This is a genomic window from Aeromonas sp. 2692-1 (genome assembly GCF_013085505.1).
In the GTDB taxonomy this organism is placed as follows: domain Bacteria; phylum Pseudomonadota; class Gammaproteobacteria; order Enterobacterales; family Aeromonadaceae; genus Aeromonas; species Aeromonas hydrophila.
The window spans coordinates 1235761-1249621 of the sequence record NZ_CP038513.1 but is presented as its reverse complement, the minus strand read 5'-3'; the positions used below and the strand labels follow the sequence as shown (position 1 = coordinate 1249621).

The 13861-nt window shown below is 64.3% G+C and carries 13 protein-coding genes; 1 reads left to right on the top strand and 12 read right to left on the bottom strand.

What is annotated here, in order from left to right; translation table 11 throughout:
- Window positions 1–14 precede the first annotated feature (14 nt).
- The 11 genes from mshB to mshI all read right to left on the bottom strand — a co-directional run bounded on the left by mshB (window position 15) and on the right by mshI (window position 10699).
- A complete protein-coding gene (gene mshB, locus E5E97_RS06150; protein WP_113995438.1) occupies window positions 15–686 on the bottom strand; it encodes an MSHA fimbrial major subunit MshB in 672 nt (223 codons plus the stop codon).
- A gap of 77 nt (window positions 687–763) precedes the next feature.
- Window positions 764–1225 (bottom strand): hypothetical protein, encoded by a 462-nt coding sequence (locus E5E97_RS06145; protein ID WP_043125773.1) that lies wholly within the window; start codon window positions 1223–1225, stop codon window positions 764–766.
- A gap of 110 nt (window positions 1226–1335) precedes the next feature.
- A complete protein-coding gene (mshG, locus tag E5E97_RS06140; protein ID WP_171279984.1) occupies window positions 1336–2556 on the bottom strand; it encodes an MSHA fimbrial biogenesis protein MshG in 1221 nt (406 codons plus the stop codon).
- 53 nt (window positions 2557–2609) lie between these two features.
- A complete protein-coding gene (gene mshE / locus E5E97_RS06135; RefSeq protein WP_011704368.1) occupies window positions 2610–4319 on the bottom strand; it encodes an MSHA fimbrial ATPase MshE in 1710 nt (569 codons plus the stop codon).
- A gap of 32 nt (window positions 4320–4351) precedes the next feature.
- The gene (mshN, locus tag E5E97_RS06130; RefSeq protein WP_171279983.1) at window positions 4352–5467 is read right to left on the bottom strand and encodes an MSHA fimbrial biogenesis protein MshN; all 1116 of its coding nucleotides are present in this window, start codon (window positions 5465–5467) and stop codon (window positions 4352–4354) included.
- Window positions 5464–6354: an MSHA fimbrial biogenesis protein MshM gene (gene mshM / locus E5E97_RS06125; protein ID WP_041216125.1), complete on the bottom strand. Its 891-nt coding sequence runs from the start codon at window positions 6352–6354 to the stop codon at window positions 5464–5466. The genes mshN and mshM overlap by 4 nt, the downstream gene beginning before the upstream one ends.
- A 77-nt stretch (window positions 6355–6431) precedes the next feature.
- Complete coding sequence (mshL, locus tag E5E97_RS06120; protein WP_118882071.1) at window positions 6432–8105, bottom strand: pilus (MSHA type) biogenesis protein MshL; 1674 nt, start codon at window positions 8103–8105, stop codon at window positions 6432–6434.
- A gap of 70 nt (window positions 8106–8175) precedes the next feature.
- Window positions 8176–8502: an MSHA fimbrial biogenesis protein MshK gene (gene mshK / locus E5E97_RS06115; RefSeq protein WP_118882072.1), complete on the bottom strand. Its 327-nt coding sequence runs from the start codon at window positions 8500–8502 to the stop codon at window positions 8176–8178.
- Window positions 8495–9142 (bottom strand): MSHA fimbrial biogenesis protein MshJ, encoded by a 648-nt coding sequence (mshJ, locus tag E5E97_RS06110; RefSeq protein WP_118882073.1) that lies wholly within the window; start codon window positions 9140–9142, stop codon window positions 8495–8497. Before mshJ ends, mshK begins: the two co-directional genes overlap by 8 nt.
- A complete protein-coding gene (gene mshI1, locus E5E97_RS06105) occupies window positions 9142–9735 on the bottom strand; it encodes an MSHA fimbrial biogenesis protein MshI1 (protein WP_016349153.1) in 594 nt (197 codons plus the stop codon). Before mshI1 ends, mshJ begins: the two co-directional genes overlap by 1 nt.
- Before the next feature lie 100 nt (window positions 9736–9835).
- Window positions 9836–10699 carry an MSHA fimbrial biogenesis protein MshI gene (mshI, locus tag E5E97_RS06100; RefSeq protein WP_118882075.1) on the bottom strand — a complete coding sequence of 288 codons (864 nt, stop codon included), beginning with the start codon at window positions 10697–10699 and terminating at the stop codon, window positions 9836–9838.
- Between the two features lie 105 nt (window positions 10700–10804).
- On the opposite strand from mshI, the gene E5E97_RS06095 reads away from it, so the two are divergent.
- Window positions 10805–11716 (top strand): 1-aminocyclopropane-1-carboxylate deaminase/D-cysteine desulfhydrase, encoded by a 912-nt coding sequence (locus tag E5E97_RS06095; protein ID WP_162902106.1) that lies wholly within the window; start codon window positions 10805–10807, stop codon window positions 11714–11716.
- A gap of 87 nt (window positions 11717–11803) precedes the next feature.
- On the opposite strand, the gene E5E97_RS06090 is transcribed toward E5E97_RS06095, so the two are convergent.
- The gene (locus E5E97_RS06090; RefSeq protein ID WP_171279982.1) at window positions 11804–13732 is read right to left on the bottom strand and encodes an RNase E specificity factor CsrD; all 1929 of its coding nucleotides are present in this window, start codon (window positions 13730–13732) and stop codon (window positions 11804–11806) included.
- Between the last annotated feature and the right edge of the window lie 129 nt (window positions 13733–13861).

The following is a 13861-nucleotide window of genomic DNA, read 5'->3' as shown; positions in this document are numbered from 1 at the left end:
ATTGCTTTCCTCTGTCAATTGATATTGGTGGTCACCTGACCGGAAGCCGGACGGTAACTGAAACTCATGAATGCATCAGTACTGCCTTGCGGATCCTGATACTTGCCATCACTACCCTTACTCAAACTATTGACCAGATAGTAGCGGCAGACCGAGTCCAGGCCGTTATTGGTCACACTGACATAGTATTTCAGGTCATTGCCGCTACCACGCACCTCGCTGAAGCTGGCGGTAGCCTTGGGCGGATTCTGCAGCAGACCCTCCCAAATCTTGAGACAGCGCGGGGCCGTCAGGTTGGCCGGATCCACGTCGATGCCGCCACCGGCCGAGGTATCCATGGGATAGCCGGGTGACAGCTCGCCGTTGCTGACCTGGGTGTCGGTCGGCGTGGTCAGATAAAAGCGTGAACCGTCATAGAGTACGGTGTTGAGGCTGTCCTGCTTGGCGCGCCCTTCGGCCTCCCATTGAGCCCGCACCAGCGACACGCCGGTGGCAAATCCGCCGGAGACCCCCTCCACACTGGCTTTCTTGGCTTCGTCCGTGACATCGAGAAAACGGGGCAAGGCGGTGACCGCCAGGATCCCCAGGATGACGATGACGATCACCAGCTCGATCAACGAGAAACCCGCCACCCGATGGGGACTCGCCACACCGGAATATCTTGGTACCAGTCGCGTTGTTGTCATGGACCCTCCGTAATAACCCGCATTATTTCATGCAGATATAAAAAAATCATTTAGCTGAATCGCAAAATAAGCCTCATTCAGGGCTTTTGTTGCACTCTGCCGTCAGAAAATTGATAAATCAGCCAATTATTCTCCCAGCCGAACTGGCACCCTTCACCATCCAGGCTCGCCAAGGCCTGCACCGGCGGCTGGGTCGACGCTGCCGTACCGATGAGTTGCTCCCACAGCCAACGGCAGTTTTCCGACGGCGTCATCACTGTACCGGCACCCAGTGGCCAGCCACGTTCATCAAACTGCCAGGCCATTCCATCGGCATGCAGCACGGCGGGACGCCGCTGATCGAGCCAGAGCCCATGCAACCTTTGTGCGCGCTCGGCAAATTGCTCCCCCAGCAGGGTCAGGCTGACGGCCAGCGCCTCCTCCCGGTGGACAAGATAGCTTCGGGCCAGGGTCGCCACCATGATCAGCAACAGGATCCCCACGGCCAGCCGCCGATAGCTCCCCAGCCAGTGCTCATCCTGTTGTGACTGTCGACTCACCCATCTCGCTCCACTCTCTGCCGCTTACCCATACCGCCCGCCTCATTGCCCGGTTACTTGCCACGCACGGCCCCCATCATGTACCGCCTCAGTGACGGTAAAGATACCGGTTATTTGCCGCGCACGGCCCGCATCATGTCCCACATGGGCGTGAAGATGCCCAGCGCCAGGATCAATACCATGACCGCCACGATCCCGATCAGGATCGGCTCGATCCGGGCGGTAAGGCTCTTGAGGTCATAATCCACCTCCCGCTCGTAATACTCTGCTGCCTCGTGCAGCAGATCATCCACCTGGCCGGTCTCTTCCCCCACCGCGATCATCTGCATCACCAGCGGGGTGAACAGGCCGCTGCTACCAGCGGTGCGCAGCAGGCTCTCGCCCCGCTCGATGCCGGCCCGCATGTCGCGGATCCGGCCCGCCATCCAGGCGTTGTCCACCGCATCGGCCACCAGGCTCAGCGCCGTGTTGAGCGGCACCCCGGCCTTGAGCATCATGGAGAAGCTGCGGGCAAAGCGGGCCAGCAGGGAGCGCTCTATGATGGTGCCGACGATCGGCAACTTGAGCTGCCATCTGTGCCAGGTCAGCTTGCCCTTGACCGTGCTCACCCAGCGCCGCCAGCCAAACACCATGGCCAGCAACACGCCGAGCATCACCCACCAGTAGTGCACGAAGAAGTGGGAGGTGGCGAGCAGGATCCGGGTCGCCAGCGGCAGCTCGACGCCAAACTTGGCGAACATGCCGGCAAAGACCGGGATCACCATGATGTTGAGGATCACCATGGCGATGCCGATGGCAATCAGCACGAAGCTGGGGTAGCGCATGGCGGTCTTGATCCGCTTGCGGGTTTCCAGCTCCAGCTCGAAATAGTTGGCAAGCTGCAAGAACGCCTCTTCCAGCTGACCCGTGTTCTCCCCCACGTGGATGATGGCCACGAACAGGCTGCTGAACACCCTGGGATGGGCCTGCATCGAGCTCGACAGCGGCCGGCCGTTGCCCAGATCCTCTCCCAGCGCGTGCAGCGCCCGCTTGAGCGGCTTGCTGTGGGCACTCTCCTCCAGCCCGGCGATGGCGCGCAGGATGGGGATGCCGGCCCGGGTCAGGGCATACATCTGGCGGCTGAACACCACCAGCTCGTCCAGCCGCACGCCCCGCTCCAGCAAGAGCGACCAGTCGAGGGCGGCCGCCTTCGCCTTGCCGGGTTTCAACTCGGTCGGCATCACGCCGCGGCGCATCAACTGCTCGGCCGCAGCCATCTCGGTGGTCGCTTCCATCACCCCGCTGACGGCATTCCCCTGGCTGTCGCGCCCCTTGTAGGCGAAGCTGCTCATGGGGTGCCTCGCGCCAGCCGGCCGTGTTCATTGCCGATGAAGTTGGTCATCACTTACCCCAGGTCCTCCGCCAGCCGCAGCACCTCGTCCACCGAGGTGATCCCCTGGCGGGCGTAATCGAGTGCGGTCAGCGCCAGCGGCCGGTAGTGCGGGTGCTGGCGGGCCGCCTTGGCAAACCCTTCGGCGTCGTTGCGGCGCAGGGAGTCCATCATGGGCTGATCCAGCTCCAGCAGCTCGTACACCCCGATCCGGCCGGCATAGCCGGTGAAGTTGCAGCTCTGGCAGCCGCGCCCCTTGTGATAGACGTGCTGGCCCGGCGCTTCGCCGGAGAGCACGGTCAGCCAGGTGGCCTGGCCTTCATCCGGCGCCTTCTCCTCGACGCAGTGCTCGCACACCCGCCGCACCAGCCGCTGGGCCACCACGGCCCGCAGCGCGCTCGCCACCAGATAGCCCGGGGCCCCCATGTCGATGAGACGCAGGGCGCTGGTAACCGCATCGTTGGTGTGCAGCGTGGTCAGCACCAGGTGACCGGTGATGGCGCCGCGCAGGCCGATCTCCACCGTTTCGTTGTCCCGCATCTCGCCCACCAGCAGGATGTCCGGGTCCTGACGCAAAGTGGAGCGCAGCACGTGGGAGAAGGTGAGCCCGATCTTGGGATTGACCTGTACCTGATTGACCCTGGGCAGCCGGTATTCCACCGGATCTTCCACCGTGATGATCTTCTGGCTGGCCTGGTTGAGCTCGGAGAGGGCGCCATAGAGGGTGGTAGTCTTGCCGCTGCCGGTCGGCCCCGTCACCAGGATCATGCCGTGGGGTCGCTTGAGCTGGCGCCGGAAGCGGGTCAGGATCTCCGGCGGCATGCCGGTCTCGGTCAGCGACAGGATGCCGGAGGATTGGTCCAGCAGTCGCATCACCACGGATTCACCGTACTGCACCGGCATGGTCGACATCCGCACATCCACGTCGCGGCCGCGCACCTTCATGTTGAAGCGGCCATCCTGCGGCAACCGCTTCTCGGAGATGTCGAGGCCGGCCACCAGCTTGAGGCGCAGCACCAGCGCCTGGGCGATACGCACCTCGCTCAGGATGTTCTCGTGCAGGATGCCGTCGATGCGCTGGCGAATGCGCAGCACCTTCTCATCCGGTTCGATGTGAATATCGGAGGCTCCCACCTGCACCGCATCCTCGAACAGGGAGCGCAGCAGCTTGGCCACCGTCGCCTCCCCCTCGTCACCGGCCCCCAGATTGCTGGAGCCCAGCTCGAAGCCGGCGTCCTGATACTCCTCATGCAACTGTTCGGCGAAGCTCTCGATCTCACGGGTGCGGCGATAGAGGCGATCGAAATACTCCAGCAGCTGACCTTCCCGCGCCACCGCCAGCCCCATCTCCCGCGGGCGCAGCAGCGCCGCGATGGCGTCGAGGGCGCTCAAGTCGGCCGGATCCGACATGGCCACCGTCACCTTGTTGTCGGTGAGGTTGACCGCCAGCGCGCGGTAGCGGCGCGCCTGCACTTCTGGCAGCAGCGGTACCGCCGACGCATCTATGGTGAGGTTGTTGAGATCGAAGAAGGGTACATCCAGCTGGCGGGCGAGAAACTGCAGCAGTTGCACCTCGCTGATGAAGCCGAGATCGATCAGGGTGGTGCCCAGCTTGCGGCCGGTCTGACGCTGCTGCTGCAGGGCGAGCTGCAGCTGATCATCCGAGATGATCTGCTCTTGTACCAGCAGGTCGCCGAGGCGCATTTTCAGTCTGGGTTGTGCCATGCAAACTCCAAAAAAGTGATCCCGGCCGCCCGTCAGGGGGCAAGCTGGGCAATCCGCTGTTCGAGCCAGCTGGTCGACGCCTCGCCCAGGTTGCCGTGCAACTGGGCATTGCGATAGGCATCCAGCGCCCGCTGGCTATGGCCCTGGCCATCTTCGGCCACACCGAGCCCGAGCCACCAGCGGCCCTGATCCGGCTGCTGGCGCAACAATTTCACGTAAAGATCCGCCGCCTCGGCATGCTGACCCAGCTCCTGGCTGAGCCCGGCCCAGGTGGCGTAATAATCCAGATTGCTGGCCAGATCCGGTCGATGGCCGGTTAGCCACCCGAGCGCCTTGAGCTGATCGCCACCGCTGATGGCGAGCCGCGCCAGCAGCAGCCGGAAATCGGCCTGTTCGGGATCGAATCTGAGCCCCTCTTCCAGCAACTGGCTCGCCTCGCTCAAACGACCCTCGCCGTAGAGCAGGCCCGCCAGTTGCTCGCGCGCCCCCTGATTGCGGGGATCGTGGGCCAGCACCTGATAGTAGTTGTCCTGGGCATCGCGCAGTTGCCCCTTGGCCATGGCGGTGGTGGCCTTGCGCTCGGCCAGGGTGGCCAGTTCGGCCTCGGAGAGGTTGACCGTCTCTATCTTGAGCACGCCGGGCTTGCGCGGCGCGGCCGCGGGGGCCTCCTGCTCCGCCGCGAGCTCGGCATAGAGATCGGGTTGCAGCTCCTCATCGCTCGGCCCCTCCTCATCGATGGCGGCCACGTCGGCGTCATCGGCAGCGCGCTCCTCCGCCTCCTCCGCCTCCTCCGCCTCCTGCGGCTCGGCGGTCGGCGGTGCGGCAAGGTGGCGCGGGGTTGGCAGCGCCACCACCTGATCCACCGGCTCTTGTTCTGTACTGGCCGGCACCGCTGCGGGAACCGCACGGGCGATGGCGTCCGGTGTGGGCTCGCCGGCCGCCTGCAGCTGGCGGGCCTCGACGACCCGCTGGCTCTGCTGCCAGTAGATCCAGGTGCGCCAGCCCAGAATGCCGAGCGCCAGCCCGCAAATCAGGGTCAGCAGCAGCATCCACCAGCCCTGCTGGCGCACGGGTGGCACATAGACGGCCCCCTCGCCCCCCTGCTGGCGCTGTTCCAGATCCTTGAGCATCTGATTGATCACGCTCATTGCCAGACTCCATAGGCGAGGGCACAACCCAGCAGCAGCACAAGAGGCCACCAGCGCCGTGGCACGAAGCGGCGGGCATCGTCGGTGTCGCGCACGGCCAACCGCACCAGCCGGCTGTCGATCTGGCGCGCCCCCTGGCCATAGGCCAGCATCAGGCACTTCTGCGCCAGTATGTTGATGAGTCGCGGAATGCCGCGCGAAGCGCGCCACAGCTGGCGCAGCGCCCGGCCGCCAAACAGCGGGGCCCCGCGGTAACCGGAAATCTGCAATCTGTGCTCCAGGTAGGCCCGGGTTTCATCGAAACGCAGCGGCCGCAGGCAGTAGGAGAAGCCGATCCGCTGGCGCAGCTGGCGCAGATGGGGCTTCGCCAGCCTCGCATCCAGCTCCGGCTGGCCGAACAGCACTATCTGCAGCAGCTTGCTCGATTCGGTCTCCAGGTTGCCAAACAGCCGGATCGCCTCCAGCGTCTCGTCCGGCAGCGCCTGTGCCTCGTCGATCAGCACCACCACCCGGCTCCCCTGCTGGTGCAAAGCGATGAGGTGGCGATGGATACGATCAGTCAGGTCCAGCTCGCTCTGATCCCGCACCGCCAGTCCCAGCTCCAGCGCCAGGGCGATGCGCAGCTCGGCCGGGTTGAGATGGGGGTTGGGCAGCCAGGCCAGACGCACCGGCCGCTCCTCGGAACCCAGTTCGCTCAGCAGCTTGCGGCAGAGCAGGGTCTTGCCGGTGCCGACCTCGCCGGTCACCTTGATGAAGCCCTCCCCCTGCGCCAGCGCCCAGTTGAGCACCTGCAGCGCCTCCTCGTGCGGGGGCAGCCCGTAATAGAAACCGGTGTTGGGGGTGAGGCCGAAGGGAGCCTCCTGCAAACCGAAGTGGTTCAGGTACATGGGCAATCACCTGCCCTCTCTGCCAGGGAGCCCGTGATGGCCCCCGGCACGTGATCAAACCGGTCCAGGATCATGACTCAGCCCTTGGGCGGATACCATTTGTCGAGCAGCTCGGAGGAGCGCTGCAGTTCGTTCTGCCAGGTGTCCTTCTCCACCACGGTTGGCTTGAGCAGGATCACCAGCTCCACCTTCTTGGTGCTTTCGCGACGATTGGTGAAGGCCTCGCCGACCCAGGGAATGTCCCCCAGCAGCGGCACCTTGCTGACGATCTCCTGCTTGTCGGTCTTCATCAGGCCGCCGATGACGATGATGTCGCCGTTGTTGGCCTGCACCACGGTATCGGACTCGCGGATCGAGCTCTTGGCCAGCGGCAGTTCAAGCTTGCCGCCTGTGGTGCCCATGTCGATCACCTTGTTCTGCTCTTCGGTGTCGATGACGGAGGGGTGGATATGCAGCAGCACCTTGCCCTCTTCGTCGATCTGCGGCGTCACGTCCAGCGCGATGCCGGAGAAGAAGGGGGTCAGCTCCACATTGGGGGTCTTGTCGGACACCCCGGACGAGTTGGTGGTGATGGTGGTGGAGGCGTTGGTGACGAAGTACTCGTCGGTCCCCACCTTGATCACCGCCTTCTGGTTGTTGGTCGCCGTCACCCGCGGGCTGGAGAGGGTATTCACATCCCCCTGGGTCTTGAGCAGGTTGACCGCCACGTTGAAGTTGCCGTCAGAAATCTTGAAGCCGGCCCCGCCGCCCAACGCGCTGAAGATCTGGTTCGGGGTGGTGGGCAGTTGGGAAGGTGCTGCCGAACCACCGCCGGTAATGCCCTTGTTGCCATCCCAGCTGGCGGAGAGACCACTCCAGTCCACCCCCTGCTCGTAACCCTCGTTGAGGGCCACCTCCAGGATCCGCGCCTCCAGCACCACCTGACGCTTCAAGTGGCTCTCTGACTGATTGAGGAACTCGCGCACCGCCTTGAGCTCCTTCGGATAGGCCCGGATGGTCACCAGGCCCGCCTGCGGGCTGGTGATGACGGCGCGGCCGTCACCGCTGCCGATCAGGGTCTGCAGGGTGTCACGCAGATCGGTCCAGTAGTCGCTGTTGGTGTCGGTCTCGATGCGGGTGCCGTTGCTGTCGCTGTTCGAGCTGCCGTTGGACGAGCGGTTGCTGGTACTGTTGTTGGTGTTGTTAGAGTTATCAAAGTTGTTGTTATTACTGCTGTTGTTGTCGTTAGAGGCCACCCCGCCGGTGCTGACCGAGGTACGGGAGAGACCGCGCCGGGACATCATCAGGTAGTTGACCGGGATGGTCTCGGTACGCAGCCCGGCCGGATAGACGTGGAACACGTTGCCCTTGCGCTGCACGTCGAAGCCGTACATGTCGCCCACCACCGCCAGCACTTCGGTCAGGGTCACATCCTTGAGCTCGACCGAGATCTGGCCGGCCACCCCGGGGTGCACCGCCACGCTGTAGCGGGAGCCCTTGAACAGGGAGCCGAAAAACTCCACCGCATCCACGTCGTGGGCGGCAATGCGCAGCCGCGGTTCCGGCATGCTGATGGCCTGGGGTGGACGATTGAGCTGCAGCAGTTCGCTCTGTACCGACTTGGGTACGCTGGTCAGCGCCCCGCCCTTGTTCTGCTCGGTCATGGCATGCCTGAGTGCGTCCTTGGCCTGCACGGGTTCGGGGTGCCGGTAGCTGGTACAGCCTGCCGTCAACACGGCGGCGGAGATCAGGCAGAGATGATGTTTTTTCATGTAATAAGTGCACCCTGACTTGCAATTAAACTCGACAAACCTGGCTCTACCCATCCCGGGTGGAGCGCGTTCAGATCCGGACCTTGCTGGCAAACAGGGTCAGCGACTGGTGCTTGCCCCCCTTCTCCAGCACCACGGCATCTGCACCTATGGCTACCACGCGATAACCGTCGACCTGCTGGCCGACCCGATAACTGCTGCCGTTGAGCACCGCCAGTGCCGGGCCGTTGCCCAGCATGATGCTCTGCAGCCTGGGCAGACCGGCCTCGCGCTGGCCGGTTGCACTGGCGCCGCTGGTCGCGCCGCTCAGTGGTGCGGTGGGGTCCTGCAACAGCTCGGGCTGCGCCTGGGCCAGCAGACTGAACAGACACGCCCACAGGGGAAACCATCTAGCCACGGATAAACTCCTTGCTGGTGCTGAGGGTGTAGATCTCCATCTCCACCACCGCCTTGGGATACTCCTGCACCTGGTAGTCAAACTGCTTCCAGTAGAAGTGGCGCGGCAGCCCCTCCAGCGCCTTGAGATACTGATACACATCGAAATAGCCGCCCTCTAGCTTGAGCCGGATGCCGTGCTTGAACAGGTTGATGCGCTGCTCGCCCGCCATCAGCGGCTCCGGCGTCAGCGAAGTGAGTGCCACCATGTGCAGATTGGCGGAGCGCGACAGCAGGGCCTCCAGCACGGCCGGCATCTCGTGGGCCTGGATCAGATCCACCGTCTGGGCCTTCAGTTCGGCGTCCAGCTTGCCCAGCTCGTCATCCAGCTGTGCCAGCTGGGTACGCACGTGCAGATCCGGATCCCGCGCCAGTTTGGCCTGCTTGCCCTGGTTCTCGAGATCCATGATCTCCAGATCCCGCTGGGCAGTGCTCAGCGCCAGCCGCTCCTGCTCCAGCCGCACCGCCGCCCCATCCAGCCAGCCATAGATGGCAACGGCGCCAACCACGACCACCCCGGTCAGCAGGATCAGTACCCGCTCGCGCTGGCTGAGGGCGGCGATCTTGTCGGCCCAGGCCTGCCACTGCTCTTTCAGGCTCATCAGGGCTTCTCCCGCTCGATGCCGCTGAGCTGGAAGGCCAGCCGACCCTCCTTGTCACGGCTTAACGTCAGCTCACCAAACTGCTTGCCCGCCAGCGACGGGGTCTGCTTGAAACGGTTGACCCAGGCCGGCACATCCTGGCTGCGCCCGGCGAAGCCGGACAGGTTGACGTAGCCGTCGGCGATCTCGATCCGCTGCAAGGAGAGCTGCGGATCGCGGATGCGGGACAGATCGGCCATCAGCCCGGCATAGCCCTGGGATTTTTGCAGCGCCAGGCTGCCCAGCTGCCGCATCAAGCCCTGCTTGGCGGTCAGCTCCTCCTGCTTGGTGGCAAGCTGCTGTTGCAGCAGGCCATCGGCCTGGTGACGGGCCAGCTCGGCGTCCAGCCGCTGCGCTTCGCCGCGCTTGATCTCCAGCGCCGCCCGCACCTGCACCAGCTCGCGCCCGACAACGTGCTGCTGCCAGGCGATAACACCGGCGGCGCACAGCAGCAACAGCACGCTGCCGCCCCATACCAGTGCCATCTGGTTGAGGCTGGCCCACTGTCGTCTGGGCCGAAACTCGGCGCCGTAGAGGTTGATCTGGCGTTTCATCAGGCATCCTCCCCCAGGACAGTTTCATAGGCCGAGAGATACTCGATGCCAGACAGTAACTCGGACTTGCTGGCCTTGGCAGTCGACATGGCAAGCACGCTCATTGCTCACCTCCCAGGGCGGCTGCATAAGCCGAGAGATATTCTACGCCGGAGAGGATCGCCTTGTTGGCCATGGCAGAGACGGCAAAGCCGAAGGTCTGCTCCATGTGGCGCACCAGAGTACCGATGAAGGGCGAGGCGATGGCGAGCTGCATCTGGCCGAGTTCCGGCAGCTTGAGCTGGCCCACCAGATAGTCGAGGGAGCGCTGGATCTCCAGCGCCAGCGAATCGAGCAGCATGGCGTCAGGCTCGTGCTCGCCGGTGAGGGCACCAAAACCGCGCAACTGGCGGGAAAAGCAGAGCCCCCCCTGATGGAACACCAGCAGTTGCAGATCCTGCCCCTTCGGCTGCCACAGCAGCATGCGCACCGTCTGATCCGGCTCGTACAGCGCGGTCATCGCCAGCTCGTCGCTGACGATGGCGTCCAGGCTGGCGATGCCGTTGACCGCATCCGCCAGCTGCTGTACTCGCGCCTTGGGCACGCAGATCACGTTGATGCGCGGCCGGCCCGCCGGCGGGGTGGGCAGATCCACATAATCCATGGCGAGCTGCAGCACGGATTCGCTGACGTAATCCTTGATTGCCCAGGGCAGGGCACCGGCCATTTCGGCATCGGGAACGGCGGGCTTGTCGATCTGGACCTGTTGATAAAGGCTGGCCGCGAGGGCGACTCGCACCTTAGACTTGGCGAGGCCGTGGCGGCTGAACAGCTCGGCCATGGCCTGGGGCCACTCTTGCGGGCCATTGATGGTGCGGGTGGCGAAGATGGGCGGGTTGCCGAGCGAAGCCAGCATGATCCGATCGCTGGCCAGCAGGAGTCCTACCTGACGGCTGGGGGTCGAACGTCTGAAAAGTTGTTTCATTGAAACCCGCACCTGGCTGCCCAAAACGGATTAAACCTTAGCATAAACAGAGCATTAGCCTCCAGATAAATGACCGATTACTCATTGTCACCCCAATCGCCCCCGATGCTGCTGCCGACTCTGCAGCCCGCCTTGGTGCCTTCGCCGCTGCAAGCTGTCTCGCACCCACTGTTGAGCGCCTATGGAGTCCAGCTCTGGTGCAAACGGGACGATCTGATCCACCCCGCCATCTCGGGCAACAAGTGGCGCAAGCTCAAGTACCACCTGCTGCATGCCAGGGAGCAGGGCAAACGCCATCTGCTCTCGTTTGGCGGGGCCTACTCCAATCACATCCATGCCCTGGCGGCGGCGGGGTGCCAATCTGGCCTGCGCACTACCGGCATCATACGCGGGGAGCCGGAAGCCGTCAGCAACTGCACTCTGAGCGCGGCAAAAGGCTGGGGCATGGATCTCGTTTTTGTCGACCGCCAAAGCTACCGGCTGCGGCAGGATCCCGCCTGGCTGGCCCAATTCGAGGATGAAGAGACCCTGATAGTGCCGGAAGGGGGCAGCAGCCCGCTGGCCATTCCCGGGGTGGCCGAGCTGGTCGATGAAGTGCCCTTCTCGCCGGATCTCTGGGTGCTGCCCTGCGCCAGCGGTGGCACCCTGGCCGGGCTCATCGCCGGCACGCGGGCACCACAGCAGATCCTCGCCATCGCGGTGCTCAAGGGGGGGAGCTTCATCGCCGACGAGGTGCGCCGGCTCCATCCTGCCGCCGCTGACACGCCCGGCTGGCGGATCGCGCTGGATCACCACGACGGTGGCTATGCCAAATTCAGTCCGGCGCTCTGGCAGTGGGTGCAGGCCTTCAGCGCCGAGACGGGCCTGCCGCTGGAGCCCATCTACAGTGGCAAGGCGATGTGGGGGCTGTTTCGCGAACTGGCGGCAGGCCGTATCCCGCGCGGCAGCAAGATCGTCTTCATCCACACCGGTGGCATGCAGGGGCTGGCGGGGCTGAGGGAGCAGGGGCGCCTGTGACGGCGTGCCGGGCGCAATACCAACTCTGAACCACCACGCTGAACCACAAAAAGAGAGGGTCGCCCAGGCGACCCTCTCTTGCATCCATCAGGCGCCGGCCGGCTCCAACACCAGCCGTTCCGGCTCGGCAAACCAGGGGCCCTGCCCGGCGTGCACCCCGAGGTGGCGCAGCATCTTCCACTCGTCGCCGCTCTCCACCCCCACGGCGATGACCCGGGTGCGGGTGTTGGCACAGCCCCCCACCAGGCTGCGCACCGCCATCTGGTTGACCTGGCGGGTATGGATCTCGCGCACCAGGCTGGGGTGCAGCTTGAGGAAGTTGATCTCGAACTCCTTGATGTACTGGGTGCTCACCACATCCTGGCCGGCATGATCGATGGCCAGCTGGCAGCCCAGCATGCGCAGCGCCCGCAGCGGCCGCTTGAGCGCCTCGTAGTGGCGGGTGACCTGAGCCTCGGAGAGTTGCAGGATCAAGCGCTCGTTGGTGCTGCGCGGCAGCTGGAACAGATCGAAGAACAGCCAGCGCTGAAACTCCCGGTGCAGCAGGCTCTGGGCGCAGAGGGTCAGGCTGATGGGGTAGCTCTGTTCGGAGCGCTGGCGCAGCAGGCCGAGGGTCTGCTCCGCCACCAGCCGATCCAGCGGCAGCAACAGCCCCGCCTTCTCCGCCATCGGCATGAAGACGCCGGCCTGCAGCTCCCGCCCCTGCTCGTCGTGGATCCGGATCAGCAGATCCTGCTGCAACACCACCTGATCCCGCTCCTGCTGCACCGGTTGCACATAAAAATCGATGCCGTGCTCTTCGATGCGCCGGCCGATCAGGGTACGCCAGCGCACCGTGCCCTTGCTGCTCTGCTCCTCGTCCAGCTGTTTCTCGTAGAGGAACCAGCCGGTGTGGCCCTGCAGCCGCGCGCTCTTGAGCGCCAGCTCCGCCTCCTCCTGCACCTTGAGCAAGGAGTCCTCGGCCTGATAGCAAACCGCGCCGAGATAGACGGCGGTGTCTGGATTGACCGCCTCGGGCCAGTGCAGCCGCTGCAGGCTCTTGTGCAGCTGGCCGGCGCCATCCACCATCTCGCTTTCCGACATGTTGGGCAGCAGCACGGCAAAAACCTGGCCGGCATAGCGGGCCTGCAGGGCACCGTTGTGCTTGCGCACGAAGGCGGCGATGGAGGCACTCGCCTCCATCAGTAGATCCTGGCTCTGACGGCCGTTCAGCTCGGGATCCAGCTCCTCCAGGCCGGCCAGCTCGATCAGCAGCACGCCGCCGCTCATCACGCTCGCCTCCATGATGGCGCTCTCCAGCCGGTTGTCGAAAAACAGCCGGTTGCCGATGCCGGTCATCTTGTCGACGAAGGCGTTGCTGCGGATGAAGTTGTCGAAGCGGCTGCGCTCCTTGCGGGCATCCGCCAGCTCGGCCAGCAGATAGTCGAGGGCCTGGCTGGCCGGCTGCGGCCACTCGTCGGCCGGATCATGGGCCAGCTTGGTGAGTTTGTTGTCGAGGATCAGCTGGGCGCGCTCGGCCAGCAGCTCGGCACCCCGCAACTGCAATCGCAGCCAGCGGATGGAGTACCAGAGGCCGAATACCACGATGAAGACGCCGAGGGAGATGCCGGACATCGCCTTGATGGAGTACTCGAACTCCTTGAACGGCCGCTCCAGCTTGAAGTCGGCCTGCATGCCCGGCTGATGGGGCATGGGCTGGTGATAGGGGATCAGCAGGCTCTCGTCGGTCGGCTGCTGTACGTCGCGAAACCAGTAGATCCGCTGCTTGTCCTGGCGGATCTCCAGCTCCACCACGTGGGCCGAGCGCAGCAGGGTCGGCAGCCAGCGGGTGAGATCCTGATGATCGTCGGCCACCTCCAGTTGCTTGTCGATGATCTCGACCAGCGAGTTGACCTTCTTCTGTTGCATCTCCATGCCCAGCTCACGAAAGCTGAACACCCCGCCAAGCAGCACCATGGCCATGGCCGCAATGACACACAGGGTAATAAACGAGACAAGCTGAGTGGTCAGTTTCATGTGCCTTTCCGTATGCCCGACAACATCCATGTGGCTTCATCGTATCAGCCAACCTCGAAGCGCGCCTATGGACGAAGATCCCGCTTCTGGAATTAAGCGGGCGAGCATACCCAAACCGGTACGAGAACA

Excerpts from the sequence above, each read along its gene's own strand:
- mshG (WP_171279984.1), bottom strand. The coding sequence starts at position 2,556 with ATGAGCAGCTTCGCCTACAAGGGGCGCGACAGCCAGGGGAATGCCGTC.
- mshJ (WP_118882073.1), bottom strand. The coding sequence starts at position 9,142 with ATGAGCCTGAAAGAGCAGTGGCAGGCCTGGGCCGACAAGATCGCCGCC.
- mshI (WP_118882075.1), bottom strand. The coding sequence starts at position 10,699 with ATGAAACAACTTTTCAGACGTTCGACCCCCAGCCGTCAGGTAGGACTC.
- mshI1 (WP_016349153.1), bottom strand. The coding sequence starts at position 9,735 with ATGAAACGCCAGATCAACCTCTACGGCGCCGAGTTTCGGCCCAGACGA.
- mshL (WP_118882071.1), bottom strand. The coding sequence starts at position 8,105 with ATGAAAAAACATCATCTCTGCCTGATCTCCGCCGCCGTGTTGACGGCA.
- mshE (WP_011704368.1), bottom strand. The coding sequence starts at position 4,319 with ATGGCACAACCCAGACTGAAAATGCGCCTCGGCGACCTGCTGGTACAA.
- mshB (WP_113995438.1), bottom strand. The coding sequence starts at position 686 with ATGACAACAACGCGACTGGTACCAAGATATTCCGGTGTGGCGAGTCCC.
- mshN (WP_171279983.1), bottom strand. The coding sequence starts at position 5,467 with ATGAGCGTGATCAATCAGATGCTCAAGGATCTGGAACAGCGCCAGCAG.
- E5E97_RS06095 (WP_162902106.1), top strand. The coding sequence starts at position 10,805 with ATGCTGCTGCCGACTCTGCAGCCCGCCTTGGTGCCTTCGCCGCTGCAA.
- E5E97_RS06090 (WP_171279982.1), bottom strand. The coding sequence starts at position 13,732 with ATGAAACTGACCACTCAGCTTGTCTCGTTTATTACCCTGTGTGTCATT.
- mshM (WP_041216125.1), bottom strand. The coding sequence starts at position 6,354 with ATGTACCTGAACCACTTCGGTTTGCAGGAGGCTCCCTTCGGCCTCACC.